Origin of the sequence: Pedobacter westerhofensis, from assembly GCF_900182595.1 — a bacterium.
In the GTDB taxonomy this organism is placed as follows: Bacteria; Bacteroidota; Bacteroidia; order Sphingobacteriales; family Sphingobacteriaceae; genus Pedobacter; species Pedobacter westerhofensis.
In genome coordinates this window covers 26,896-50,935 of record NZ_FXTN01000009.1, presented here as the reverse complement: position 1 = coordinate 50,935, position 24,040 = coordinate 26,896, and the positions used below count along the sequence as shown (strand labels likewise).

General features: G+C 43.4%; 23 protein-coding genes. 10 read left to right on the top strand and 13 right to left on the bottom strand.

Annotated features, from left to right (window positions below):
- Positions 1–148 precede the first annotated feature (148 nt).
- A complete protein-coding gene (locus FN831_RS17445; protein ID WP_246101604.1) occupies positions 149–1,075 on the top strand; it encodes a 1-aminocyclopropane-1-carboxylate deaminase/D-cysteine desulfhydrase in 927 nt (308 codons plus the stop codon).
- On the opposite strand, the gene FN831_RS17440 is transcribed toward FN831_RS17445, so the two are convergent.
- From FN831_RS17440 to pxpB, 4 genes are read right to left on the bottom strand one after another with little or no spacing between them, the layout of a single operon-like run.
- Entirely contained in the window at positions 1,044–2,234 is a 1,191-nt protein-coding gene (locus FN831_RS17440) for an NRAMP family divalent metal transporter (RefSeq protein WP_142529476.1), read from the bottom strand. The two genes, FN831_RS17445 and FN831_RS17440, sit on opposite strands and share 32 nt — an antisense overlap.
- 10 nt (positions 2,235–2,244) lie before the next feature.
- A complete protein-coding gene (locus tag FN831_RS17435; protein ID WP_317132097.1) occupies positions 2,245–3,015 on the bottom strand; it encodes a LamB/YcsF family protein in 771 nt (256 codons plus the stop codon).
- Complete coding sequence (locus tag FN831_RS17430) at positions 3,005–3,973, bottom strand: 5-oxoprolinase subunit C family protein (RefSeq protein WP_142529475.1); 969 nt, start codon at positions 3,971–3,973, stop codon at positions 3,005–3,007. The genes FN831_RS17435 and FN831_RS17430 overlap by 11 nt, the downstream gene beginning before the upstream one ends.
- A complete protein-coding gene (pxpB, locus tag FN831_RS17425) occupies positions 3,963–4,673 on the bottom strand; it encodes a 5-oxoprolinase subunit PxpB (RefSeq protein ID WP_142529474.1) in 711 nt (236 codons plus the stop codon). The genes FN831_RS17430 and pxpB overlap by 11 nt, the downstream gene beginning before the upstream one ends.
- Before the next feature lie 222 nt (positions 4,674–4,895).
- Between pxpB and FN831_RS17420 the strand changes: the two genes are divergently transcribed.
- Positions 4,896–7,334, top strand: coding sequence for an outer membrane beta-barrel family protein (locus tag FN831_RS17420; RefSeq protein ID WP_142529473.1), 2,439 nt, complete (start codon positions 4,896–4,898; stop codon positions 7,332–7,334).
- Between the two features lie 59 nt (positions 7,335–7,393).
- On the opposite strand, the gene FN831_RS17415 is transcribed toward FN831_RS17420, so the two are convergent.
- Positions 7,394–7,903, bottom strand: a complete 510-nt coding sequence (locus FN831_RS17415) for a hypothetical protein (protein ID WP_142529472.1) — start codon at positions 7,901–7,903, stop codon at positions 7,394–7,396.
- Positions 7,893–8,360: a sigma factor-like helix-turn-helix DNA-binding protein gene (locus FN831_RS17410; RefSeq protein WP_142529471.1), complete on the bottom strand. Its 468-nt coding sequence runs from the start codon at positions 8,358–8,360 to the stop codon at positions 7,893–7,895. Before FN831_RS17410 ends, FN831_RS17415 begins: the two co-directional genes overlap by 11 nt.
- A 369-nt stretch (positions 8,361–8,729) precedes the next feature.
- Here FN831_RS17410 and lat point away from each other — a divergent pair, with 369 nt between their 5' ends.
- On the top strand, positions 8,730–10,061 hold the full coding sequence (lat, locus tag FN831_RS17405; RefSeq protein ID WP_142529470.1) for an L-lysine 6-transaminase: 1,332 nt from the start codon (positions 8,730–8,732) through the stop codon (positions 10,059–10,061).
- Complete coding sequence (locus FN831_RS17400; protein ID WP_142529469.1) at positions 10,058–10,462, top strand: hypothetical protein; 405 nt, start codon at positions 10,058–10,060, stop codon at positions 10,460–10,462. Before lat ends, FN831_RS17400 begins: the two co-directional genes overlap by 4 nt.
- 68 nt (positions 10,463–10,530) lie before the next feature.
- Here the strand turns inward: FN831_RS17400 and FN831_RS17395 are convergent, their stop codons facing one another.
- The 3 genes from FN831_RS17395 to FN831_RS17385 all read right to left on the bottom strand — a co-directional run bounded on the left by FN831_RS17395 (position 10,531) and on the right by FN831_RS17385 (position 13,232).
- Positions 10,531–11,667, bottom strand: coding sequence for a TlpA disulfide reductase family protein (locus FN831_RS17395; protein WP_142529468.1), 1,137 nt, complete (start codon positions 11,665–11,667; stop codon positions 10,531–10,533).
- 173 nt (positions 11,668–11,840) lie between these two features.
- Complete coding sequence (bshB1, locus tag FN831_RS17390) at positions 11,841–12,557, bottom strand: bacillithiol biosynthesis deacetylase BshB1 (RefSeq protein ID WP_142529467.1); 717 nt, start codon at positions 12,555–12,557, stop codon at positions 11,841–11,843.
- A gap of 54 nt (positions 12,558–12,611) precedes the next feature.
- Positions 12,612–13,232 carry a DUF4294 domain-containing protein gene (locus FN831_RS17385; RefSeq protein WP_142529466.1) on the bottom strand — a complete coding sequence of 207 codons (621 nt, stop codon included), beginning with the start codon at positions 13,230–13,232 and terminating at the stop codon, positions 12,612–12,614.
- 109 nt (positions 13,233–13,341) lie between these two features.
- Between FN831_RS17385 and FN831_RS17380 the strand changes: the two genes are divergently transcribed.
- From FN831_RS17380 to FN831_RS17365, 4 genes are all read left to right on the top strand, one after another.
- The gene (locus tag FN831_RS17380) at positions 13,342–15,549 is read left to right on the top strand and encodes a RelA/SpoT family protein (RefSeq protein WP_142529465.1); all 2,208 of its coding nucleotides are present in this window, start codon (positions 13,342–13,344) and stop codon (positions 15,547–15,549) included.
- Positions 15,550–15,612: 63 nt separating this feature from the next.
- Entirely contained in the window at positions 15,613–16,101 is a 489-nt protein-coding gene (locus FN831_RS17375; protein ID WP_142529464.1) for a Fur family transcriptional regulator, read from the top strand.
- 37 nt (positions 16,102–16,138) lie between these two features.
- The gene (locus FN831_RS17370) at positions 16,139–17,416 is read left to right on the top strand and encodes an adenylosuccinate synthase (RefSeq protein WP_142529463.1); all 1,278 of its coding nucleotides are present in this window, start codon (positions 16,139–16,141) and stop codon (positions 17,414–17,416) included.
- Between the two features lie 65 nt (positions 17,417–17,481).
- The gene (locus tag FN831_RS17365; RefSeq protein ID WP_142529462.1) at positions 17,482–18,741 is read left to right on the top strand and encodes an anthranilate synthase component I family protein; all 1,260 of its coding nucleotides are present in this window, start codon (positions 17,482–17,484) and stop codon (positions 18,739–18,741) included.
- Between the two features lie 65 nt (positions 18,742–18,806).
- Here the strand turns inward: FN831_RS17365 and FN831_RS17360 are convergent, their stop codons facing one another.
- From FN831_RS17360 to FN831_RS17345, 4 genes are all read right to left on the bottom strand, one after another.
- A complete protein-coding gene (locus tag FN831_RS17360; RefSeq protein WP_142529461.1) occupies positions 18,807–19,634 on the bottom strand; it encodes a M48 family metallopeptidase in 828 nt (275 codons plus the stop codon).
- Positions 19,635–19,697: 63 nt separating this feature from the next.
- Positions 19,698–20,345, bottom strand: a complete 648-nt coding sequence (plsY, locus tag FN831_RS17355; protein WP_142529460.1) for a glycerol-3-phosphate 1-O-acyltransferase PlsY — start codon at positions 20,343–20,345, stop codon at positions 19,698–19,700.
- 4 nt (positions 20,346–20,349) lie between these two features.
- Complete coding sequence (gene nadC / locus FN831_RS17350; RefSeq protein WP_142529459.1) at positions 20,350–21,192, bottom strand: carboxylating nicotinate-nucleotide diphosphorylase; 843 nt, start codon at positions 21,190–21,192, stop codon at positions 20,350–20,352.
- A 49-nt stretch (positions 21,193–21,241) separates the two neighbouring features.
- Positions 21,242–21,637 (bottom strand): DUF4783 domain-containing protein, encoded by a 396-nt coding sequence (locus FN831_RS17345; RefSeq protein ID WP_185960520.1) that lies wholly within the window; start codon positions 21,635–21,637, stop codon positions 21,242–21,244.
- 137 nt (positions 21,638–21,774) lie between these two features.
- Here FN831_RS17345 and gpmI point away from each other — a divergent pair, with 137 nt between their 5' ends.
- Together gpmI and FN831_RS17335 are read left to right on the top strand one after the other, a co-directional pair.
- Positions 21,775–23,292, top strand: a complete 1,518-nt coding sequence (gpmI, locus tag FN831_RS17340; RefSeq protein ID WP_142529458.1) for a 2,3-bisphosphoglycerate-independent phosphoglycerate mutase — start codon at positions 21,775–21,777, stop codon at positions 23,290–23,292.
- A 110-nt stretch (positions 23,293–23,402) separates the two neighbouring features.
- Positions 23,403–23,822, top strand: coding sequence for a hypothetical protein (locus FN831_RS17335; RefSeq protein ID WP_142529457.1), 420 nt, complete (start codon positions 23,403–23,405; stop codon positions 23,820–23,822).
- Positions 23,823–24,040 lie beyond the last annotated feature (218 nt).

Genomic DNA, 24,040 nt, shown 5'->3' with positions numbered 1-24,040 from the left:
ATTTGATCCAGACGGGCCTGTATACGGCAACAGCCATTTCAAAATGCTATCATACCCGGTTCGTCCCAGTTTACAAAACTAACCTTTAACAATTACATTTCTCAAAAGAAATCAAACCGCAGCGCTTAATGGTTTAGATATTAACAAAATGAATCACAAAAGGGTATATATTTGCCTGATGTTTACAGACCTGAACAGTCCTTTTCAACATTTAAAACATCCTATTTTATCTGATCTGTGGATAAAGAGGGATGATCTCATTGATCCTTACATTTCCGGAAACAAATGGCGCAAGCTCAAGTATATTCTTGAGGATGCTGCGGAGAAAGGTAAACATCACCTGGTAACGTTTGGCGGAGCATATTCCAATCACCTTGTTGCTACGGCTGCGGCCGCTGCAAGATCCGGGTTAAAAGCTACGGCTTTTGTGAGAGGAGAAAAAGTAATGAATGAGATGCTGCTCCTATGCCAGCTATATGGCATGGAGTTTATTTTTACTGATCGCGAAAGTTACAGGGATAAACCCGGCTGTTATGAAAGGTATTTTGGTACAAATCCCCGTACCTATTTTATAGATGAAGGCGGTGCATCTGCTGCAGCAGTAAAAGGTTGTGCAGAAATTATAGCAGAACTTCCGGCAGATCTTGATCATCTGTTTTGCGCTGCAGGTACCGGCACCACTGCTGCGGGTTTGCTGAAGGGCATCAGGGAAGCCGGCTTAAAAACCAAACTTCATGTGGTACCCGTACTGAAAGGAGCTGAGTTTATCAGGGAAGAGATTTACAGGTATGCGCCTCAGCCTGCCCTTAATATACCCCTGCCTGATGACCTGATATTATATACAGATTATCATTTTGGCGGTTACGCAAAAACGCAGCCTGAGCTGTTGCATTTTTTGAGAACGTTTACAGCAATATCTGGCATCCTTACCGATCCGGTTTATACCGCAAAAATGTTTTTTGCCATTTACGACCTTGCTGAAAAAGGCTATTTCAAAGCAAACGAAAAGATCGCTGCCATACATACCGGCGGCCTGCTCGGGATTATGGGGATGAAAGAAAAAATTGCTTTATGATCACGCTGCCGCTCATGTAGGTCATGATAAAAACGACCGCAATACCAAAAACAGTAAGCCATAGCGGATGCTTATAATCTCCCACGATCCTTGTTTTGTATGCGGCAAAAAGAATGGTAGCCAGGGTAACCGGCAGAATAAACCCATTGAGCGCACCAGCAATGATCAGCAGGCTGACTGGTTTTCCAATCGCTAAAAAAATGGCTGCAGAACCCACAATAAATCCAATGATAATCTTATTTTCATGATCCATGATTTTCTGGCTGAAAGATTTAATAAATGATACCGACGTGTAGGCCGAGCCGATCACCGAAGTGATTGCTGCTGCGAACATGACCAAACCAAACAGCTTATATCCCAGATTGCCGGCAGCGAGCTGAAATACTGAGCCCGTAGGATTAGCACCATCGATCAGCAGCCCTTTACTGATCACGCCCAGCGAAGCCAGGAACAGGAATACACGCACCAGCGCCGCCACCGATATACCCATCACCGCGCTTGTATTTACCTGAGGCAAAACAGCCCTGCCCTTAATGCCTGCATCGAGTAAACGGTGCCCGCCAGAAAAAGTGATGTACCCGCCGACAGTGCCGCCTACCAGGGTAATGATAGTCATGAGATCAATCTTTAAGGGTACGATGGTCCGCAGCGCGGCTTCAGCTACCGGAGGCTGAGAAGTGAAAGCAATGTAAATGATCACGATGATCATCACGAAACCCATCAGCTGAGCAAAACGGTCCATCGCCCTCCCTGCTTCCTTTACCAGGAAGATCGCTATTGACAGCACTGCTGAGATGACAGCTCCCGACATCACCGGAATACCGAGCAAGGCATTGAGGCCTAATCCTGCACCTGCAATGTTGCCAATATTAAATGCCAGCCCTCCCAGTACGATCAGAAACGAAATAAAACCGCCCAAACCTGGCAACAGCAGATTAGCAATATCCTGGGCACGCTTTTCAGACACCGCGATTACCCTCCAGATATTCAGCTGTACACCGATATCAATCAGAATGGAAATGAGGATCACAAATCCGAAGCTGGCACCCAGGCTCTGGGTAAAAACAGTGGTCTGTGTTAAAAAACCCGGGCCAATGGCAGAGGTAGCCATTAAAAAGGCCGCACCGGTGAGGATATTCCAGTTCCTTTTAGATTTCATTTAGCGGAGTTTATGCCGGGGAATGCATTGCAATACCCTCTTTTTTAAATGCAGTATAAATCTTTTCGGCAAATAGTACAGCGTGTTTTCCATCACCGTGAATACAAATGGTATCTACAGTAATATCAATATCCACACCTTGCTGTGATTTTACTTTTCCTTCTTTTACCATCCTTAAAACCCTGCTGATCGCAAGCAGGTCATCTGTAACCATTGCATCAGCCAGCTTTCTGGAGGTCAGCCTGCCATCCTGCTGGTAGGCCCTGTCGGCAAATACTTCATTGGCTACCTTTAGCCCTGCTTTTGCTCCCTCAGCAATCAGCTCGCTTCCGGACAGGCCGTATAAGATCAGCCCCGGCTCTACTTTATAAACGGCCTCTGCAATGGCAGCAGCAAGTTCCCTGTTTACAGCAGCCATGTTATAGAGTGCGCCGTGTGGCTTAACATGGTGTAAGATACCTCCTTCCGACTTCACAAAGGCCGCCAGCGCCCCGATCTGGTACACTACCAGATCATAAGCTTCTTCGGGGGAGACAGCCATTTCCCTGCGTCCAAATCCCTGCAAATCCGGCAGCCCCGGATGTGCACCAATCACCACGCCTTTTGCAATGGCCTGCCTCACGGTCTTCTTCATTACCGCAGGGTCACCGGCATGAAAGCCGCAGGCGATATTCGCAGAGGTAACAAAAGGCAGAATGATCTCGTCACTGCCCATGGTAAAAGCTCCGTAGCTTTCTCCCATGTCACAATTCAGATCAACCGTATAGATATCAGATGTCATTGTTATATTTAAATGTTAAGGTCTGCTGCAGCTGTTTGATCTGCTGCTCCTGATGCAGAAGGGCAGCCTGTGCCTGTGCTAAAGTAACCAATTCAAACCGTATTTTCTGTCCGCTCTGCAGCTGTGCCAGCTTGGAGAAGTCGGCAGTAATCACCTGCACTATCCTCGGGTAGCCGCCTGTAGTCTGGTGATCGGCCATCAGTACAATTGCATCGCCCTTACCGATGACCTGAACGGTGCCGAAAGTAACTGCAGAAGAAATCATTTCCTGCGGTGTTTCAAGTGCCAGGACGGGACCTTTTAAACGGTACCCCATTCGGTCTGATTCATTGCTGAGCTGGAACTCCTGCTCAAAAAATGCCTGCCGGCTGCCTGCCGAAAATAACTCGTTTTCAGGCCCCTTGATTACCCTGATCACACGGTCGTTGAGATCCGGGTAAAATGCACTGAGATCGCAGGACCAGTTAAAATCATGCAGTGTCTCCTGATATCTCTCCCTGAAAGGGATATAATCCCCAGCCTGTAATGCCCTGCCTTTCAACCCTCCAAATCCGGCGCGTAAATACGTAGACCGGCTGCCCAAAATTTTCGCAACAGCGAAACCTCCAGACACTGTCAGATAAGACCGGCATCCAGCTACTGCTGCGCCAAACCCAAGGACTGAGCCTTTTCTGACCAATACAGGCCTCCACATTTTTAAAGGGATGTTATCTATGGTTGCTGAAAGATCAGCACCACTAAGCGCAATCAGCTGATCAGATTCAAAAAGGATTCCCGGGCCGATTAATGTACATTCAATACCCGCCTCATGCTCATCATTACCTACAATCATGTTTCCTGTCCTCAGCGCCAGCGTATCCATAGCGCCGCTCAGGATAATACCGTCTTTCCGGTATCCGAACCTGCCGGTATCCTGTATGGTACTAAGCAGGCCGCCTTTAAGTACGTTAATTCCCATAACCTGATTTATTGCTGATCTCAAACGCTCTGTCTTCAACGGCTACAAAACGAACCCGGTCTCCTGCGCGTAACAATGTTGGTTCGTCTCTGTTTACATCAAATAACCGCAAGGCCGTACGCCCGATAATTTGCCAGCCTGCCGGAGTTTCTATCGGGTATACTCCCGTCTGATTGCCGGCAATCCCAACGGATCCCGCAGCAATTGCAGCCCGCGGCACCGCTCTTCTGGGGCTTGCAATCTTCTCATTCAAACCGGCCAGATAAGGAAATCCGGGGGCAAAGCCAATCATATGTACCAGATACTCGGGTTCAGTATGCAAGCTGATCACTGCGGCAGCAGTGAGGTTTGCATGGGCAGCAACAATTTCCAGATCCGGGCCCCATATACCACCATACACAACAGGAATTTCTACAATCCTGGAGGCCGGTTTTTCGGGATGGGCAGCCACCTCGGCCAGCATTTCTTCCAGGTGCGACTGAACGGATTGGTAACTGACCGTTATCGGGTCATAAAAAATGGTAACCGTGGTAAATGCCGGAACATATTCTGTAAAGCCCTCAAAAGAATATTCTTCGAGGTAATTACAGATACACTGGATCATATCATGAGTTGGGTTGCTGATCTCGTCACCCAGGCAGGCCACAATTGCTGTGTCTCCCAATGGGTAAAAGCGCACATCCTTAAAAGTGGAATTCATTCATTTATTGAGTTTTAGCGGGCAAATAAATATAATAATTAAACCGGGAAAAACTATTGCTATATCATTTTAAGCATATCCCTCTGATGGCACCCAAAAACCCCCGTAATCGGGGGTTTTAGCAGCATGGCAATTGAGATACTTTTACAGAAAATCACTATTCATACTTAACATCAAAAAGGCCATCCCTACCAGGAGGGTCCCTTCAAATTATCCGGTTACATGAGATACAAATTTATTATTCTAAATTGCTGTGCAGCGCTCCTGCTTGCTACCACCACAAATGCCCAAACCAGCTCGGACGGCAATCTTACAGGAAGTGTAATTGACGAACAGAAAAAACCGTTGGATTATGTATCTATTGCGCTATTGAAGGCGCAGGACTCTACCCTGGTAAAAGGATCATTTACAGGCGCGGAGGGTAAATTTGCTTTTGAACACTTGCCCGCGGGAAACTACCTGATCGCTTTTAATATGGTGGGCTACAGCAAAGTGATCAAAGGGCCCTTCAGCATTGACAAGAGCCATCAGACCTACAATTCCGCGGATGTGCAACTTATTTCTACCACGAAGCAGCTGAACAGCGTAAACATTGTTGGCAGGAAACCGCTTGTGGAAAGACAAATTGATAAAACAATACTGAACATTGAGAACAGTATACTCGCCACCGGGAATACAGCACTGGAAATTTTAAAGAAAGCTCCGGGCGTAAGTGTTGATAAGGATGGCAATGTTAGCCTTTACGGAAAAAAAGGGGTAAGCATGATGATCGACGGTAAACTGACCTATCTTTCAAGTGAAGAAACGGTTAACTTATTAAATGCCACTGAGGGAAACGCCATTTCAAGTATTGAGCTGATCACAAATCCCTCATCAAAATATGACGCAGCAGGGAATTCAGGCATCATTAATATCAGGCTCAAAAAGAACCGGAATTATGGTACCAACGGAACGGTAACTGCAGGAGCAGGATATGGCAGATATTATAAAGCCAACAGTGGTTTGACAGTCAACCACCGGGAAAAAAAATTAAATGTTTTTGGCGACTTTAACTATGCGCGGAACAAAAACTTTGCAGACCAGGGCTTGCTTCGCACCAATGGTGCAGGTGCCAGCCGTATCTTTTTTGACCAAACCGGAGGTTATGTCGGCATCAGGAACAATACCAATTATAAAACCGGTGCGGATTATTTTATTAATGATCGCAACACCGTAGGCGTGGCTGTAAATGGCTTTATCTCCAAAGCGGGTCAGGTTACCGATAACATTACGCGGATTGGGGTAAGTCCGTCTCAAACGGATTCTATTCTAAAGGCAGTAAACCCTACTGATTATACCTACAAAAATACTGCCTACAATTTGAATTATAAGGGCGTACTGGACACCATGGGTCAGGAACTTAACATTGATGCTGATTTCTCGCGGTACCACAGAGAAAAACTGGATGCTTACAATAATACCCTGCAGGATGCTAATGGTTTACCAACCAGACCAACTTCAACATTTAGGAATTTTACCCCTTCTATTGTAAAAATCTGGACTGCTAAAGCGGACTATACCTATCCTTTTAACAAGAAGATGAAAGTTGACCTGGGACTGAAAACCAGCTTTGTAAATACAGACAATAACTCCATCGTCGAAAACCTGGTAGCTAATCAGTGGCAATATGACCAAAACCAAAGCAACCATTTTTTATATGACGAGAACATCAATGCAGCCTATGCCAGCTTTCACCGGGAATTTAAGAGCACCACTGTCCAACTTGGTTTAAGGGCAGAACAAACAAATTCAAAAGGCAATTCTCTCAGTTCACAAAGTGTAGTCAACCGTCACTATTTAAATTTGTTCCCAAGCTTGTTTATTAATCAGGTGCTTTCGAAAGATAATGAGATCGGGTTTTCTTACAGCAGAAGGATTGACCGTCCGAATTATTCAACCTTAAACCCATTTATACACTATATTGATGCCTATACCTATGTTGAAGGAAATCCATTCTTAAAACCACAATATACCAATGCATTTGAACTTTCCTGGTCATATAAAAAAACACTAAATGCAACCCTGGCTTACAGTTCCACTACTGATGTGATTACCTTTGTGACTACCGGCGATACTGTGAGGAAAACCCTGCACGCCACAACCGTTAACCTTGCTGCATTAAAAACATACACCCTCGACATCAGTGCGCCACTGTCGATTACCAAATGGTGGAATTTAAACAACAACCTTACTGTTTTCTATAATAAATACACCACGCCGGATCTTCTTGGATCTCCATTTGAAAGTGGAAAACTGGCCTTTAATCTCAACAGTACACAGACTTTTACTATCAATTCTACACTGACTGCTGAATTATCAGGATACTATCATTCAAGAAATATTGATGGTGCCTCGACCACCAGTCAGGAATACAGTGTAAATATGGGATTAGGCAAAACACTAATGGATAAACAATTAGATATTAAGCTGGCGGCCAATGATGTTTTTAATCTTCTCAAATATGTCACCACGAGTACTATACCAGGGCAGAACTATACCTACAGAGCGAAATATGAAAGCCAGATATTTCGTCTGACGGCCGCTTATCATTTTGGCAGCAATGCCATCAAAAGTGCCAGAAAGCGTACCAGAGGCTCTGAGGACGAACAAAAAAGAATATAATTTTCATAAAAAAGGCATGAGGATACAATACTTCATGCCTTTTAAATCATATAAAAAATTTATCTGCCGTTTGCAGTGATGTTTTTAATTTCCGTTTTCAATAAGTCAATTTCCTTCTCATTGTGACGGTTCTCGATGTAAAAATAAATTGCACAGGCCAGAAATATCTTGCCCAGCAAAAAAACTCCGGCGAATATCCACCTCCATATTTTCCGGATCCGCATATGTCCGGATTCTGCCTCTATTTCTACAAACTGGCTGCTCTTACGGGTTCTGGATGATTCGCGGGGGCGGTCCTGATAAGGCATATCTATTGTCAATGCATCGGATTCACGCGCTTTAATAATTTCATTGATGTTGGATTCAATTTTCAACCAGGTACCGGGAGGAGGTGTAACAGCCATCTTTTGAGCAATGTACTCGATGTCTGTCTCCAGATCCTTTAAGGCCTCTGAAATCTGCGGATGCTTAGCTTTGAGGTATAATAATTCCTTGGTTTCCTGTTCAGAAGCCGAACCTAATACATAAGCTTCAAGCACCCCACTTTCTATGTATTCGTTAATTTTCACCACTTTTTCTCAGTATAGCGAAAGCCTCTTTTAAAGTCTTCCGAATGAATTCTTCAGTTTTATTTAATTCTGCTGCAAGTTTAGCAAGGCCTTTTCCATGGTAATAAATATCGAGGAAGACCTTTTTCTGCTCCTGGGAAAGCGCTGACAGATGTTGATCATATGAGTTGTGTGCCAATACTCCCGCAGAGATTTTTCCTGAAACACCCGGAAAAGCCTCTAATCTGCCTCTGGCAAATCTTTGCAGCTGAGACCAGTTTTGAGGACCTCTGGCATTTTCAGCACCAAACGCTGCTGAAAGCTCACAAAATATATGCACCAGGCATTCCTCAGCCAATTTGCTGTCCTTTACAATTTCAAAAATATAACCCAATAACGTTCCTGCATACTTATCATAAAGACTGCGTATACTTTCGGGTTTACTTTCTAGAAGTACCTGTCTGTCAGTTTTCAGCATGTGTGTTTTTTCTCAATCGCTGCAGTAGTATATTCCTGGCTCAACCACAGGCTTTTGTCTGCTTTGATAAGCTATAAAATTAAATAAAGTTTAGAGGAATTAAAAATAAATAAACATTTTACCCTTTACCCATCTGCACAAGCAGATAAACAGCGCCTGAAACGATACTTTTGTTAAGTAAATGGCACAACATGGAAATTATTTAATTTAAATAACGTACCAACATTTGTGTACATAAATGATATTTCTCAGGGAAAACCAACTTTAAACGATTTAGGCTTAGTTTTTTGCTTAAGCACCCAAAATATGCTCCAGATTTGTTATTGAGGCGGTTTTTACTACATTTGATACGAACCAAATTATAAAACTATGTACCAACTTACCGTCCCTCCAGACCAGGTTAATGAAACCCTGGGCCAGCATGTTTTAGCTGATGGATTTGATCTGACTTACGATATGGGCCTAAGCCAGGGGGCATATTTATATGACTCAAAATACAATCGTAAGCTACTTGATTTTTTCACTTGTTTTGCATCCGTGCCCCTTGGATATAACCATCCGAAGATGCTGCATGATGAAAACTTTAAACATCATCTGCTGCTGGCAGCAATGGCCAATCCTTCCAATTCGGATGTATATACTCAGCAATATGCCCAGTTTGTGAAAACTTTTGGTAAGATTGGCATTCCAGAGTATCTGCCGCATGCTTTTTTTATTGCAGGAGGCGGGCTTGCAATTGAAAATGCCATCAAGGTTGCTATGGACTGGAAAGTTCAGAAAAACTTTGCCAGGGGGTACAGGGAAGAAAAGGGATTTAAGGTTTTACATTTTGAGAAGGCTTTTCATGGAAGGACCGGTTATACCCTGAGCCTGACGAATACATCGCCCGAAAAGACCAAATGGTTTGCGAAGTTCGACTGGCCGCGGGTTTCTGTCCCGAAGGTAACTTTTCCTTTGGAAGGTAATCATCTGGCACAGGCTGTCCATTCTGAAGAAGTGTCCATCGCCCAGATTAAAAAAGCCTTTTCAGAGCACAAAGATGATATCTGTGCGATCATTATAGAACCTATCCAGTCGGAAGGCGGTGACAATCACCTGCGTGAAGAATTTCTGATCCAGCTCCGCAGCATTGCGGATGAAAATGAAGCCTTCCTCATCTATGATGAGGTGCAGACAGGTGTAGGCCTAACAGGTAAATTCTGGTGCCACCAGCACTTCAGTGAAAAAGCACGCCCCGATATTCTGGCTTTTGGTAAAAAGATGCAGGTTTGCGGAATCCTGGTTGGCAACAAGGTTGATGAAGTGGAAAACAATGTATTTAGAGTACCTTCGAGAATAAATTCTACTTGGGGCGGAAACCTGGTAGATATGGTAAGGGCAACACAGATTATGCAGATCATTGAGGAAGATAATTTATGTGACAATGCCGCCAGTGTAGGGCAATATCTGAAAGATCAGCTGGAAAACCTTGCCATAAAGTATGATCAGATCAGTAATGTAAGGGGCAAAGGCCTTTTATGTGCCTTCGATTTCCCTACTGCGGCGATGCGCAATACGTTCATCGCAAAAGGACTGGAGCACCATACGATGTTCCTCGGTTGTGGTCAGCAAACCATACGTTTCCGTCCCGCACTGATCATCGAAAAACACCATATCGACCTTGGCATGGAGGTCATGGATAAAATTTTAGCAACACTATGAGAAATAAAAAAATAAATATTTTACTGGTCGTACTGGTCCTGTTTCTGGTTGCATGGATGCTGAAAGGCACATTTTTTCAGCCCGGAGCAGGAGACCTGAAGGCCGGGTTCAAGCAGGTTGCAGAATACAGGAATGAAAACAATACCGGGCCGGTTCAGTATGTTTTCTCCGTTACAGTAAAAGACACATTATGGTCTGAGATGGAAACATATGGAAATTACAAGCCCCATCACAAAGGCGGGACAACCAAGGTTTATTATTTCCTGGAAGGAACGGCTGCCCCTTTATTTCTCTCGCCGGGAAACATCAACTTTGAAAGTTCCTTCAATAAAGCCTGTGTGGCCATGTATGAGAAAAGTGCAGTAGGTAACGTGGTGTTAACAAAACATCCTTTTCAATAATAAAAAAGACATTGCCGGATGTACAGCAATGTCTTTATATTTTAAGGCCTGTTCAGGCAATAAGGAACCTACTTTAATAATTCAGCCAGCTTAGCCTGTAACTCTTCGCCTCTTAAATTTGTTGCAGCGATCTTTCCCGAAGGATCGATCAGGAAGTTCTGAGGAATACTGTTGATTCCGTATAACTGGGCAGCTTTGCTGTTCCAGAATTTAAGATCAGATACCTGGGTCCAGGTTAAACCATCTTTGGCGATTGCGGCCAGCCACAGATCTTTCTTGCCGGGCTGATCCAGAGAAACCCCCAGAACAGTAAAACCTTTATCTTTAAATTTATTGTAAGCCAGCACAACGTTGGGGTTTTCTGCACGGCATGGTCCGCACCATGATGCCCAAAAATCAAGCAGCACATATTTACCACGTAAGCTAGACAATGTTACCGGTTTATCGTTAACATCATTGAGTGTAAAATCAGGTGCCATCACCCCTACTGAAGTTGATCTTGCAGCCTCAAGGCTTTTACCTATTTCAATCCCTGCTGCGGTACCGCGTATTCTATCAGACAATCCTTTGTATAAAGGATCAACTTTGGCAAAATCTATACTTCCTTCGCCGGAAATCTCACGTAAAGCGCCCAGACTGATGTACGAATCAGGGTTGGCCTTAACAAAATCTGCCTGTAGGGCATTCAGTTCGGCAGCATATTTATTATAACGGGCTTGCATCGCATCTCTGTAAGCCTGATCCTTTTGTTTTGCTTCCGGTGCTGCACTGTACTCTGCGTTCAGCGCAGTGATACTTGCAACCGGTCCGGCTATAGATTTCAAATAGCTTGCATTTTCATCGTTCAGTTTTGATCCGGTAACAACAGCATTTTTCACAGAATCTTTGGCCGTCACGGTAATATTTGCAGGTTCAAGATACACAATCTCATTATCGGCAGCCCTGCCAAGTTTCCTTAACCCTTCGCCATTGTGATCCAAAATAATACGGGCCATGGTGGGGCCGGAAACAGTTCCCTTGAATACAAAAGAACCTTTGGTGATCACAGCAGAATCCATTACCTGCTTACCGTCTGCCACATAATTTAAATATGCTTTTGCAGGAGAGTTAAGGGTACCAATTTTTCCATTGACCGTAAATTCGCCATTCTGGCCGCATGCCAGTGCCGGAGAGGCTATCATTAATGATATCAGTAATTTTTTCATCAGTGTTTATTGATTATTAGCGGTTATGAAGCTTGCGCAAGATTTTGATTTTTGTAAGAAAATCCTAAGCAGGTTTCATTTAGTTTTTTATTTATCCCAAAATAAGAGAAAAATTCAGGAGTTATCGCTGAAGTATCTAAAATAAATCAGCTTTCATACCCCTGGCGGAAGTATTACCGCAGATCAAACAGGCTGTCAACCCCAAGGAGCTTCCTTGATGTAAAGCCTTCAGCAAAGGTGGTGCCGATGGATTTACCAAATTCTCTGGCTCTTCCAATGGCACTTTCCAAAAATTCAGGCGATGAGATATAAGTTGCGGGCCCTTCAACCTCAGGATTAAAAAACTGGGTTTTGTAGGCCCTGATCGACTCCAGTTTGGTTTCCATATAGGGTGTAACATCGATAATTACATCTGGCTGAATATACCTGTCCTGGATATACTGCAAAAGCAACCTTGGTCTCCACTGCTGCTGGGCAATGCCCTCTTCAAAGGTTTCGATTTTTAGTAATCCCGACAGGAAAACGGCATCATTGGCAAGATCACCTGCACGTCCATGATCCGGATGCCTGTCATGCAAGGCATTGCTGAGTACAATTTCCGGCTGATATTTACGTATGATCCTGATCACTTCCAGTTGATGGGATTCATCATTTTTAAAAAAGCCATCTCTAAATCCAAGGTTTTCGCGGGCATGCAATCCCAGTATCCGTGCCGAGTCGGCCGCTTCTTCGTCTCTTGTTTCAGCAGTTCCGCGTGTACCAAGTTCTCCCCTGGTAAAATCTACAATCCCTACTTTCATTCCCATTGCAATATGTTTTAATATAGTACCGGAACAGCATAATTCAGCGTCATCAGGATGGACAGCTAATACAAGTATATCTAACTTCATTTATGTAATATTCTTTATTTATCAGACAGCACACCGGCTGTCATTGTTTTAATCTTATTGACGGTAAAATCCTGATGAGGCAATAATGGCCTCAATATCTCTTTCTTCTTCGGGGTTGTAAGTGCTTTTTAAATTGTGGCCAACAACCCGGGCTACCGACTGGTAGAGAAAGGCTTTTACGCCTCCCTGTGTTTCTTTGACTATTTCATAGGTAGTACGGCCAACTTCGCGGTCGATCAGTTTGGTGAGTATCTGACCTTGTGTGATCGTAAGCTCTTTGATCTCAGTTTTAAACATCTGCTTGATTTCTTCATCGCACTGCTTCACCAGTTTCTTATGTTCTTTGCGGTCTGTAGTTGAAGCCAGGTCTCTCTCCAGCTGTTCATATCTTCTTTTTGCAAAAAGCGCATAGGGCATGACTTTCAGAACGTTATAACGGAGCCGGTTGTATGCAGCACGGTCTGCGGGGGACTTAAATATCCTTTCAGCATAGATAACTACCTCATGGAGAGACATCCATGGGATCATCTCGCCGTTATCATTTGTAGAAGCTACCCTGATTGTATCATTCTTGCCCCGGGGAGGAAACTTATAAGACGCAGGATTTTCCTGAGCATTTAGCCTTTCTGTGGTAATAATGACAAATAACAGAATAAATAACCTGCAAAATTTCATAAATTTATACTCCCACAAAGTTAAAGTAAATTTAATACATTAGGTTTATAACTTATCTAATATAACTTTAAACGGTAGACTACCCAGAATTATTACGAAAATAATACAAATGAAGAACACCTTAGTGATTGATTTAGAAGCAGAAAAGCAGGAAATCCTTAAGCGGTACCGGGCACTTTTGCGTGCCTGTAAACCAACCATGCAGAAAGGGGATAAAAAGGAAATCAGGAAAGCATTTGACATGGCGCTCGAAAGCCACAAGGAGATGCGCAGAAAATCCGGCGAGCCTTATATCTACCATCCTATCGCTGTGGCACAGATTGCTGCCGAAGAGATCGGACTGGGAACAACTTCTATCGTATGCGCGCTGCTGCATGATGTAGTGGAAGATACAGACATCACGCTCGAAGATATCGAAAGGGAATTTGGCAAGAAAACCGCTAAAATTATCGACGGCCTCACCAAGATTGCCGGGGTATTCGATTATAACAGCTCACTGCAGGCAGAGAACTTCAGAAAAATGCTGCTTACTTTAGCTGATGATGTGCGGGTTATCCTTATCAAGCTGGCAGACAGGCTGCATAATATGCGTACGATGGACTTTATGCCAAGGCATAAGCAATTGAAAATTGCCTCTGAAACGATCTATCTCTACGCACCGCTGGCCCATCGCCTGGGACTTTACGCTATCAAATCAGAACTGGAAGATCTGTCCATGAAGTACCTGGAACCAGATACCTATAAGTTTATTGCTACCCAGCTCAATGAGAAAAAAGCAGAACGTACGCTATTTGTAAAACGTTTTGTAGATCCTATTAATGAAATTCTGGCCGAACAGGGCTTTGTTGCCAATATATACGGCCGCCCTAAGTCGATCCACTCCATCTGGAACAAGATGAAAAAGAAGAATATTCCTTTTGAAGAGGTTTATGATCTGTTTGCCATCAGGATTGTGCTGGACAGCACACCGGAAAATGAGAAAGCAGATTGCTGGAAAGCATATTCTATTGTGACCGACCTATACCGCCCTAATCCGGACAGGCTAAGGGACTGGGTATCTTCGCCAAAAGTAAACGGGTATGAATCCCTGCATACTACCGTAATGGGACCGAAAGGCCAGTGGGTTGAAGTGCAGATCCGCACACAGCGGATGAATGAGATTGCCGAAAAAGGATTTGCCGCACACTGGAAATACAAAGAGTCCAGCAATGACAACGGACTTGACCAATGGATCATGAAAGTTCGTGAAATGCTTAACAACCCTGAAGCCAATGCGCTGGATTTCCTTGATGATTTTAAGATGAACCTCTTCTCGGATGAGATTTTTATCTTTACCCCAAAGGGCGCACTTATTCAGCTGCCTCTTGGTGCTACCGCTCTGGATTTCGCTTTTGAGATACACACCGATGTGGGCGCGCGATGTATAGGCGCCAAGGTAAACCACAAGCTGGTACCACTCTCCTACAAACTGCAGAATGGCGACCAGGTGGAGATCATCACCTCCAGCAAACAAACGCCAAAAGAAGATTGGCTGAATATCGTGGTCACGGCAAAAGCCAAGTCTAAAATAAAATCTTCCCTTAAAGAGGAGAAAAGGAAAATTGCCGAGGAGGGAAAAGAAACCCTTGAACGTAAGCTGAAATCCCTCAAGATCACTTACAATACGGATAACCTGAATAAACTAAGCTATTTTTTCAAACTTGCCTCTACACAGGAACTGTTTATCGCTGTTGCACATGGTAAAATTGAATTAAAAGACCTGAAAGAGTACGTTGCCAGTGAAAAAGAGATCGAAAATAAAGGTGCGGAAAGAAGTGACGGCCAGCAGATCGAAGCACTTTTAAACAAAGTGAAGGGACCTGAATCAGATATATTACTGATCGGGGAAGATCTGCAGAAAATCGATTATACCCTGGCAGCATGCTGTAATCCGATACCGGGCGATGATGTATTTGGTTTCGTAACGGTAAGCGAGGGCATCAAGATCCACCGTACCAATTGCCCCAACGCCGCGCAGCTGATGGCCAATTATGGTTACCGCGTGGTAAAGGCCAAGTGGAACAAGGCCCAGGAACTTACTTTCCTGACCGGCCTGCATATCGTAGGGATTGATGACGTGGGTCTGATCAACAATATTACAAAGGTGATCTCCAATGACTTTAAGGTAAACATGCGTTCTATTACCGTGGATACTGATAATGGTATATTTGACGGGTCAATTATGATCTTTGTAAATGATAAAGAGCATCTTGACAACCTGATCAAAAATCTTTTGGAAGTGAAGGGCGTAACAGGGGTTACACGTTTTGATGCCTAAAAAATTGAATAAATCGTATAGTTCTATTTAAAAATTGATACCTTTGAAAGGAGTTTTAAAACTATGTCTACACACCACAACAGCGAGTTGGTTAGAAAAATATTTGAAGCCTACCTCGAAAATAAAAGTCTGAGAAAAACGCCTGAGCGTTTTGCGATCTTAGAAGAAATATATTCCAGAGATGACCATTTTGATGTAGAAACACTCTATATCCATATGAAGAACCAGAAATACCGGGTCAGCAGAGCTACAGTGTATAATACCCTGGAGCTGCTTGTTTCCTGTGACCTGGTTACCAAACATCAGTTTGGAAAAAACATGGCCCAATTCGAAAAGTCTTACGGTTACCATCAGCATGATCATATTATTTGTATCGATTGCGGAAAAGTAGTCGAATTCTGTGATCCGCGTATCCACCAGATTCAGAGCATGGTAGGTGATTTACTAAAGTTTGATATTAAACACCACTCTTTAAATTTGTATGGTACCTGCTTTGACTGTTCTGCCAAAGCCACCATCAAAAACAAGGAAGAAATCAAGAATGCAAGTTAACAACAACACAATTATAATCTTTTCTTAATTTAAAATAATGACGCAAGTAGACGTGCTTCTTGGCCTGCAATGGGGCGATGAGGGCAAGGGAAAAATTGTTGACGTTTTATGTCCGCAATATGATTTGATAGCTCGTTTTCAAGGCGGACCGAATGCCGGCCACACCTTAGAGTTTGATGGCAAAAAATTTGTTCTGAATACCATTCCATCAGGTATTTTTAACGAGAAAACCATGAATCTGATTGGTAATGGGGTGGTAATTGATCCCATCATTTTAAAAAGAGAATTAGATAACCTGAAAACTGCCGGCCATGATCCAATTGCCAAAGGCAAACTGGTAATCGCGCGCAAAGCACATTTAATCCTGCCAACGCACCAGTTGCTGGATGCTGCCAATGAGCAGAAAATGGGCAAGGATAAAATCGGTTCTACCCTCAAAGGTATAGGCCCCACTTACATGGATAAAACCGGACGTAACGGTTTACGTGTGGGAGATACTACCCTTCCTGATTTTAAAGAACGTTATACCAAGCTGGTAACAAAACACAAGGAACTGCTTTCGCATTATAACTTTGAATACGACCTGGAAGAAAAAGAGGCTGCATTCTTTGAAGCTGTGGAATTCCTGAAAAGCATTCCTCATGTTGACAGTGAGCATTTTGTAAATGGTTACCTGAAAGAAGGCAAAAAAGTACTGGCAGAAGGCGCACAGGGCACGCTGCTGGATATCGACTTCGGTTCTTACCCTTTCGTAACTTCATCCAATACAACTACTGCCGGTGCCTGCACAGGCCTGGGGATTGCCCCGAACAGAATCGGAAGCGTAGTGGGCATATTTAAAGCATATTGCACACGTGTGGGCAGCGGACCATTCCCTACTGAACTGGAAGATGAAGTGGGTGAAAACCTGCGCCAGGTAGGTCATGAATTTGGCGCTACCACAGGCAGACCGCGCAGATGCGGATGGATTGACCTTCCTGCTTTGAAATATGCGATCATGCTGAACGGTGTTACAGAAATGGTAATGACAAAAGCGGATGTGCTGAGTGGTTTTGATACCATCTATGCCTGCACGCATTACGAACACAATGGTGAAAAGATCGATTATATGCCGTACGATATCATCTCCATCAAACCAACTCCGGTTTTAAAGGAAATTGAAGGCTGGAAAACAGATATTACTAAAATCACAAAGGTGGATGAAATTCCTGCACAGCTGGCTGATTATATCGCCTTCCTGGAAAAGGAACTTGAAGTACCTGTAAAATACCTTTCTGTTGGCCCTGACAGGGTACAGACACTGATCCTAAGCTAGGGTCAACGTATAAATAAGGCGGCTGATTGCCGCCTTATTTATTTCCCCTCATTTCCATGGGCAAAATGAACACACAGGACTTATCAGTATTTAAACACCAGGCTTTACAATGGGCAAACCAGTTTGAGGTTTGCTGCTGCCTGGATACAAACGGATACAGCAGTGATCCCTACTCAAAATATGATTTTCTGCTGGCTGCAGGTACAGCACATCAATTGCATACACAAAAAGGAAATGCTTTTGAAGAATTAAAAAGCTTTTACAACACACATGCAGACTGGATATTTGGAATGCTCAGCTATGAGCTGAAAGATGAGCTGGAAGACCTGCAGTCCGGCCATGACAACAAACTTGGCTTCCCCGATCTTTTTTTCTTTGTTCCTGAATACCTGATTGCAGTAAAAAATGGAGTTGCAGAGGTTCTGATTGGCTCCGCAGCAGTGCTGAACACCATCAGTACCTTGCCAGGCTATAACGCATCTTCTTACGATATTCCTGTAATTACACCACGGATAGGTAAAGACGCATACCTCTATAAAGTAGAAAAGCTGAGAAGAGCTATTGCCAAAGGAGATATTTATGAAGTCACCTTCTGTCAGGAGTTCTTCGCAGAAAATGCGGCGATAGATCCCTATCAGGTCTACCGGCACTTAAACCAGATATCCCCCACTCCCTTTTCAGGTTTTTTTAAGATTGGGGATAAGTATATCCTTTCTGCCAGTCCGGAACGTTTTTTATGCAGGAGAGGCAAACGGCTGTTTTCACAACCGATTAAAGGGACAGCAAGACGTAGTTCCGATACCGGAGAAGACATGCAGATCAAAACCGCGCTGTATCATAACAGTAAGGAACAGGCGGAAAATGTGATGATCGTAGACCTGGTAAGAAACGACCTGACTAAAAGTGCCGTAAAAGGATCAGTAAAAGTAGAAGAGCTGTTTGGCATCTATACCTTTCCGCAGGTACACCAGATGATCTCTACGGTCAGTTGCACGATCAGCCCCGATGTACATCCTGTAGATGCAGTAAAAAACACTTTTCCGATTGGTTCCATGACAGGTGCGCCAAAAGTCCGTGCGATGGAACTGATCGAAGAAACTGAATGCAGCAGAAGAGGTATATATTCCGGAACTTTAGGTTATTTTGAACCCGGTGGTGATTTCGATTTCAATGTAGTAATACGGAGTATACTTTACAATGAAAGTAACCGGTACCTGTCATTCCAGGTAGGAGGAGCAATCACCTATGCTTCATCCGCAGAAGCAGAATATGAAGAATGCCTGTTAAAGGCTTCAGCGATCATCAAAACACTGAAGGGCCAGTAAAACACTAAAGGGCTAGTAAAACACTAAAGGGCCAGTAAAAACTGGCCCTCTGTATAAAATTTGCTTTAGTTTACAGGCTTTCCTGTCGGCGAATTAAAATAACGCTGCGCTTCCGGAAGGTCTTTCTGAATCTGTGCAATCCGGGTAGCATCAGAAGGGTGGGTACTTAAAAACTCAGATGGTTTTTGCCCTGCCTGTCCCTGTGCAGCCATACGCTGCCAGAAACCTACCGCATTATTAGGATTATAGCCCGCCATCGACATAAAGATCAGGCCTAAATGATCAGCTTCAAGCTCCTGTGTCCTTGAATTGGGCAGCAGATAAAATCCCTGCGCACCAATACCATAAACCTGATTGATCACACCCTGTGTTGCTGCCGACTGTCCGCCTGTAGCAGCGCCCAGCAATCCGCCAAGGCCTTGGGCTACTGCAGCCTTGGAAGCTCTTTCAGAGGAATGATGTGCCACAGCATGTGCAATTTCATGTCCCATTACCGTGGCCAGTCCGGCGTCATCTTTGGTTACCGGCAGGATACCTGAATAAACGGCTACTTTACCACCTGGCATACACCAAGCATTTACTTCTTTACTGTCAATCAGGTTAAACTCCCATTTAAATCCTTCAATCTGAGAAGCATATCCATTGGCATTCATATATTTAGTAACAGCAGCAGCAATTTTCTGACCGATATTCCTGATCCTTACGGCATCAGCATTATTTAAAACCTTAGTTTCCGGGGCTTTTAACAGGGTGGAATAACTCTGGGCAGCGGCAGTCTGCATCTCACTTTCATTTACAAAACTTATTCTGTTTCTTCCGGAAAGCGGAACGGTAGAACAACCGTAATTCAGCAATATCGCCGAAACAATACCCGTTAATAATAACTTCTTCATCAGTATTTATTTAGTTAGTTTTTCATCATTCAACGCTTGCTTTCAGCGGTTATAAAGCTAAAGCTAGCGTTGGTTTCTTTTAAACAAGTACACTTTAGATTCTTTGCCTTTGAGCAATCGTTCCAGGTTCTTCTGATGGGTTACCAGAATCAGAATACATACGCACATACTGTACAGCACTTCCGATTTTATGGTAGAGTGCAGCACAAAAACAATTCCCAGCGGGAAGGTAAATCCTGCGCAAATTGAGCTGAGGGAAACATATTTGGTTACCAGTAAAATCACTACAAAAACAAGAACACAAAGCATTGCTGCCGGCAAGTTGACTGCCAAAATCATTCCAAAAAGTGTAGCTACCCCTTTACCGCCCCTGAATCCGGCAAATATCGGGAACAGGTGCCCCATTACAGCTGTTACCCCTAATGCGAGTTCATAATTTACAAACTGGGAGGAGTTATGCGGGCCGGTTACAGAAAGTCCTATAAAATAGGCAAGTTTGGTTGCCGTATAACCTTTGGCAATGTCGATTGTCATCACCGCCATACCGGCTTTTTTGCCCAGCACACGAAAAGTATTGGTGGCCCCGGCGTTGCCGCTGCCATATTCCCTTACGTCGATACCATAGAATGCCTGTCCGATCCAAACCGCAGTAGGAATAGACCCGCAGAGGTAAGCCAGGATGAGGGCAGAAATAGAAAAGATAGATATCATACCTTTAATAGGCTTTTAAACTCATGTCTAAACTCTTAACCGAGTGCGTTAGCGCCCCCATCGAAATGTAATCCACCCCGCAGTCTGCATACGCTGTTACATTTTCTTCGGTAATTCCTCCGGAAGCTTCTGTGATATAACGATGGCTGATCAGCTGTACAGCTGTACGAAGATCATCAAAATTAAAATTATCCAGCATGATCCTGCTTACCCTTCCTTCTTCAAGTACCTGGTTCAGTTCATCCAGATTTCGTACCTCAATCTCGATTTCAAGCTGCTTTGCCTGGTCAGCAAGATATTGATTTGCGGCCGTAATTGCATTAGCAATGCCGCCGGCATAATCTACATGGTTATCCTTGATCAGGATCATATCGTACAAGCCAATCCTGTGATTCACCCCCCCGCCTATTCTAACTGCCCATTTCTCAATGTAACGCAGTCCGGGTGTTGTTTTGCGTGTATCCAGAAGCCTGGTTTCATAACCTGCCAGTGATTTCACAATACGGTTGGTTTTTGTTGCTATTCCGCTCATCCGCTGCATACAGTTCAGCACTAACCTCTCTGCCAGCAAAATGGAATGGGTGCTGCCTTCAACTGTGAATGCAACATCGCCATAGGCAACGGTATCACCATCGCTGATGAAAATTTCGGTTTGCAGTGTTGAATCTATCTGGTTAAAGATTTCCATTGCAAGTTCCACTCCGGCAAGAATACCAGCCTCTTTCACCAATAATTTAGCTTTGCCTTTGGCACCCGCCGGGATGGTAGAAAGTGAGGTATGATCCCCATCACCAAGATCTTCAGCGATAGCATTCTTTATAAACAGGTCTATTAATTTCTTATCCAAAATCAGTATTTTAGATCAAAAATAGCATTTTTAACATAAATTAACGTTATTATTTCTCCGGTTCGATCCTTAATTCAGTAATGAAAAAAGTATTGGCTGTTTTTTTCAGCGTAACCGCCACCCTGAACTTCCCGTTTTTTGTATTCAGCGCAATCACTCCAAATCTGTAATTTGGATTGGTATTGATCAGGTGAACTACCGCCGAACTTACCGGTGGATTTTTTGTAAAGAATTCTCTTATAATTTGTTCCGCCTGTGCTTTTGGGTATACATCTTCTTCTTCATTTACTGTTAATTCTACCGACGTGGAGAAATTTTTGCTGATCTCTTTTGAATTTGCAGACTTGAATAATGCAGATAAAGCATCCACAATATCACCCTGAAAGGCCACAGGATAGAATATCTGTGTCAGTATAATCAGTGCCGGAAGTATTGGTCTTATCATATTCTAAAGATAGCAATAAAATTGCACACAAATTATGCCATTAACACATCATAAAATTCATTTAGATTATTGATCAAACTTCAATAGGACTATATTTGTTAGGTTTTAAAAACCAGCGAAATATCAATACTATTCAAATGGACAATAAAAAAGTGATGCTCCTCATTCTCGACGGATGGGGTTACGGAAAACAGGATAATTCAGATGCAGCGTATGCGGCCAACACTCCTTTCTTTGATTCTTTATTGAAACAATATCCTAACTCAAAGCTTGAAGCTTCGGGCGAAGCAGTAGGTTTGCCTGCAGGACAAATGGGTAACTCTGAAGTAGGACACATGAACCTGGGCGCAGGCCGGGTAGTTTACCAGGAACTGGGCCGGATCAATAAAGCAATCAGCGACGGATCGATCAAAACCAATAAAACTTTGTCCGATGCATTTGATTATGCAAAGACCAATAATAAATCTGTTCATTTTATCGGACTGGTGTCTGACGGAGGTGTACATGCCCACATCAATCATTTAAAGGGACTGTGTGATGCGGCAAATGAAAAAGGCCTGAAAAATGTTTTTGTACACGGATTTCTGGATGGCAGAGACACCGATCCCAATTCAGGGCTGGGATTTATCAAAGACCTTGACCAGCACCTGAAAACCTCTACAGGTAAGATTGCGAGCCTGATTGGCCGTTATTATGCAATGGACAGGGATTCGCGCTGGGAACGTGTAAAACAAGCTTATGACGTGATGACCAGAGCCATTGGCGAGCATACTGCCGATCCTCTTGCTGCTATTGAAAAATCTTATGCCGATGGTATCACTGACGAATTCATCAAGCCTATTGTAGTTACAGAAAATGATCAGCCCATCGCTACAATAAAGCCGGATGATGTTGTCATCTGCTTTAACTACAGAACTGACAGGGGTCGTGAAATTACTGCCGCGCTAACCCAGAATGATTACCCTGAAGTTGATATGCACAAACTGCCGTTATATTATGTAACGATGACCAGCTATGATGAAAACTTCGAAAATGTAAAAGTAATTTTCACTAAAGACGACCTTACTGAAACCCTGGGAGAGATCCTGGAGAAAAATCATAAAAATCAGATCCGTATTGCAGAGACGGAGAAATATCCGCATGTTACCTTCTTCTTCTCTGGTGGCAGGGAGCAGGCTTTTGAAAATGAGAAAAGGATTATGATCCCGTCTCCAAAGGTAGCAACTTATGATCTTCAGCCTGAGATGAGCGCACAGGGAATTACCGATGCCATCACTAAAGAACTGGAATCCGGCTGGGCAGATTTTATCTGTCTGAATTTTGCCAATCCGGATATGGTTGGGCATACAGGAGTGTTTGAGGCCGTTGTGAAAGCAGTGGAAACTGCAGACCGCTGTGCAGAAGCCGTGGTTAAGAAAGGACTTGAAAATGGCTACTCATTTATTATCCTGGCAGACCACGGAAATTCGGAATTTATGGTTAACAACGATGGTTCTGCAAATACTGCACATACAACTAACCTGGTTCCATGTATTCTGGTAGGTACCGGATACACCAGCATTGCTGATGGTAAACTAGGCGACGTAGCACCAACAATTCTTAAGATCATGGGTATTGAAAAACCTGCGATCATGACAGGAAACGCTTTAGTATAATGAGGAATACAATGTTCCTTTTACTGACTGTTTTGTTTTTTGAGAGCTGTGATTCCGCAGCTCCCAAAAAACAAGCTTCAGTTCTCCAATATTTTGATCTTAAGGGTTTTATGGATGGAGAAGTTAAACGCCTTGAAAAGCTTGACCCAGAGATCGATAAATCTGTGAGGGTAAACAATACCGAAGAGCGTAAAAAGTTAAAGATTGCCAACTGGCAAAAGGAACTGTCTGCATTTTCTGAAGCAGATATCAATAAATCTGCCTGGGCAGGCCTTTTTACTTCAGATCAGACTTCCCTGAGCAAGACTTATACCGCAGACAATGATAAAGTGCCGGTTAAACTGCTGAACATTCAGTACAGGGCAGGTAAGATTTTCAAAATCCAGATCCTGAACAGCAATTCCAATTCGCTGTATACTTCCAATGATACACTCTCGTACTATCCTGACAGCTTATATGAAATCAGGAAAACGCAGCACATCAGATTGCTGAATCAGAAAAATTACAGGATATCCGGGCGATTTCACTGATTGCCTTGACCCCCATTGATTTAATTTTATAAATCAATATGTAACTTTAAGTTTATTTTATTTTGTGCTTCAGGTTTTAATTGTTAGTTTTGATTTAACGATTAACCTAAATGCTATGAACGATCAAAATTCAACTATTACAATTTTCAGCTGATCAGAAGCAAAACCAATGAACAAACTGCTGCTGATGCAGTCTCTCTCCTGCAGGATGCAATCGC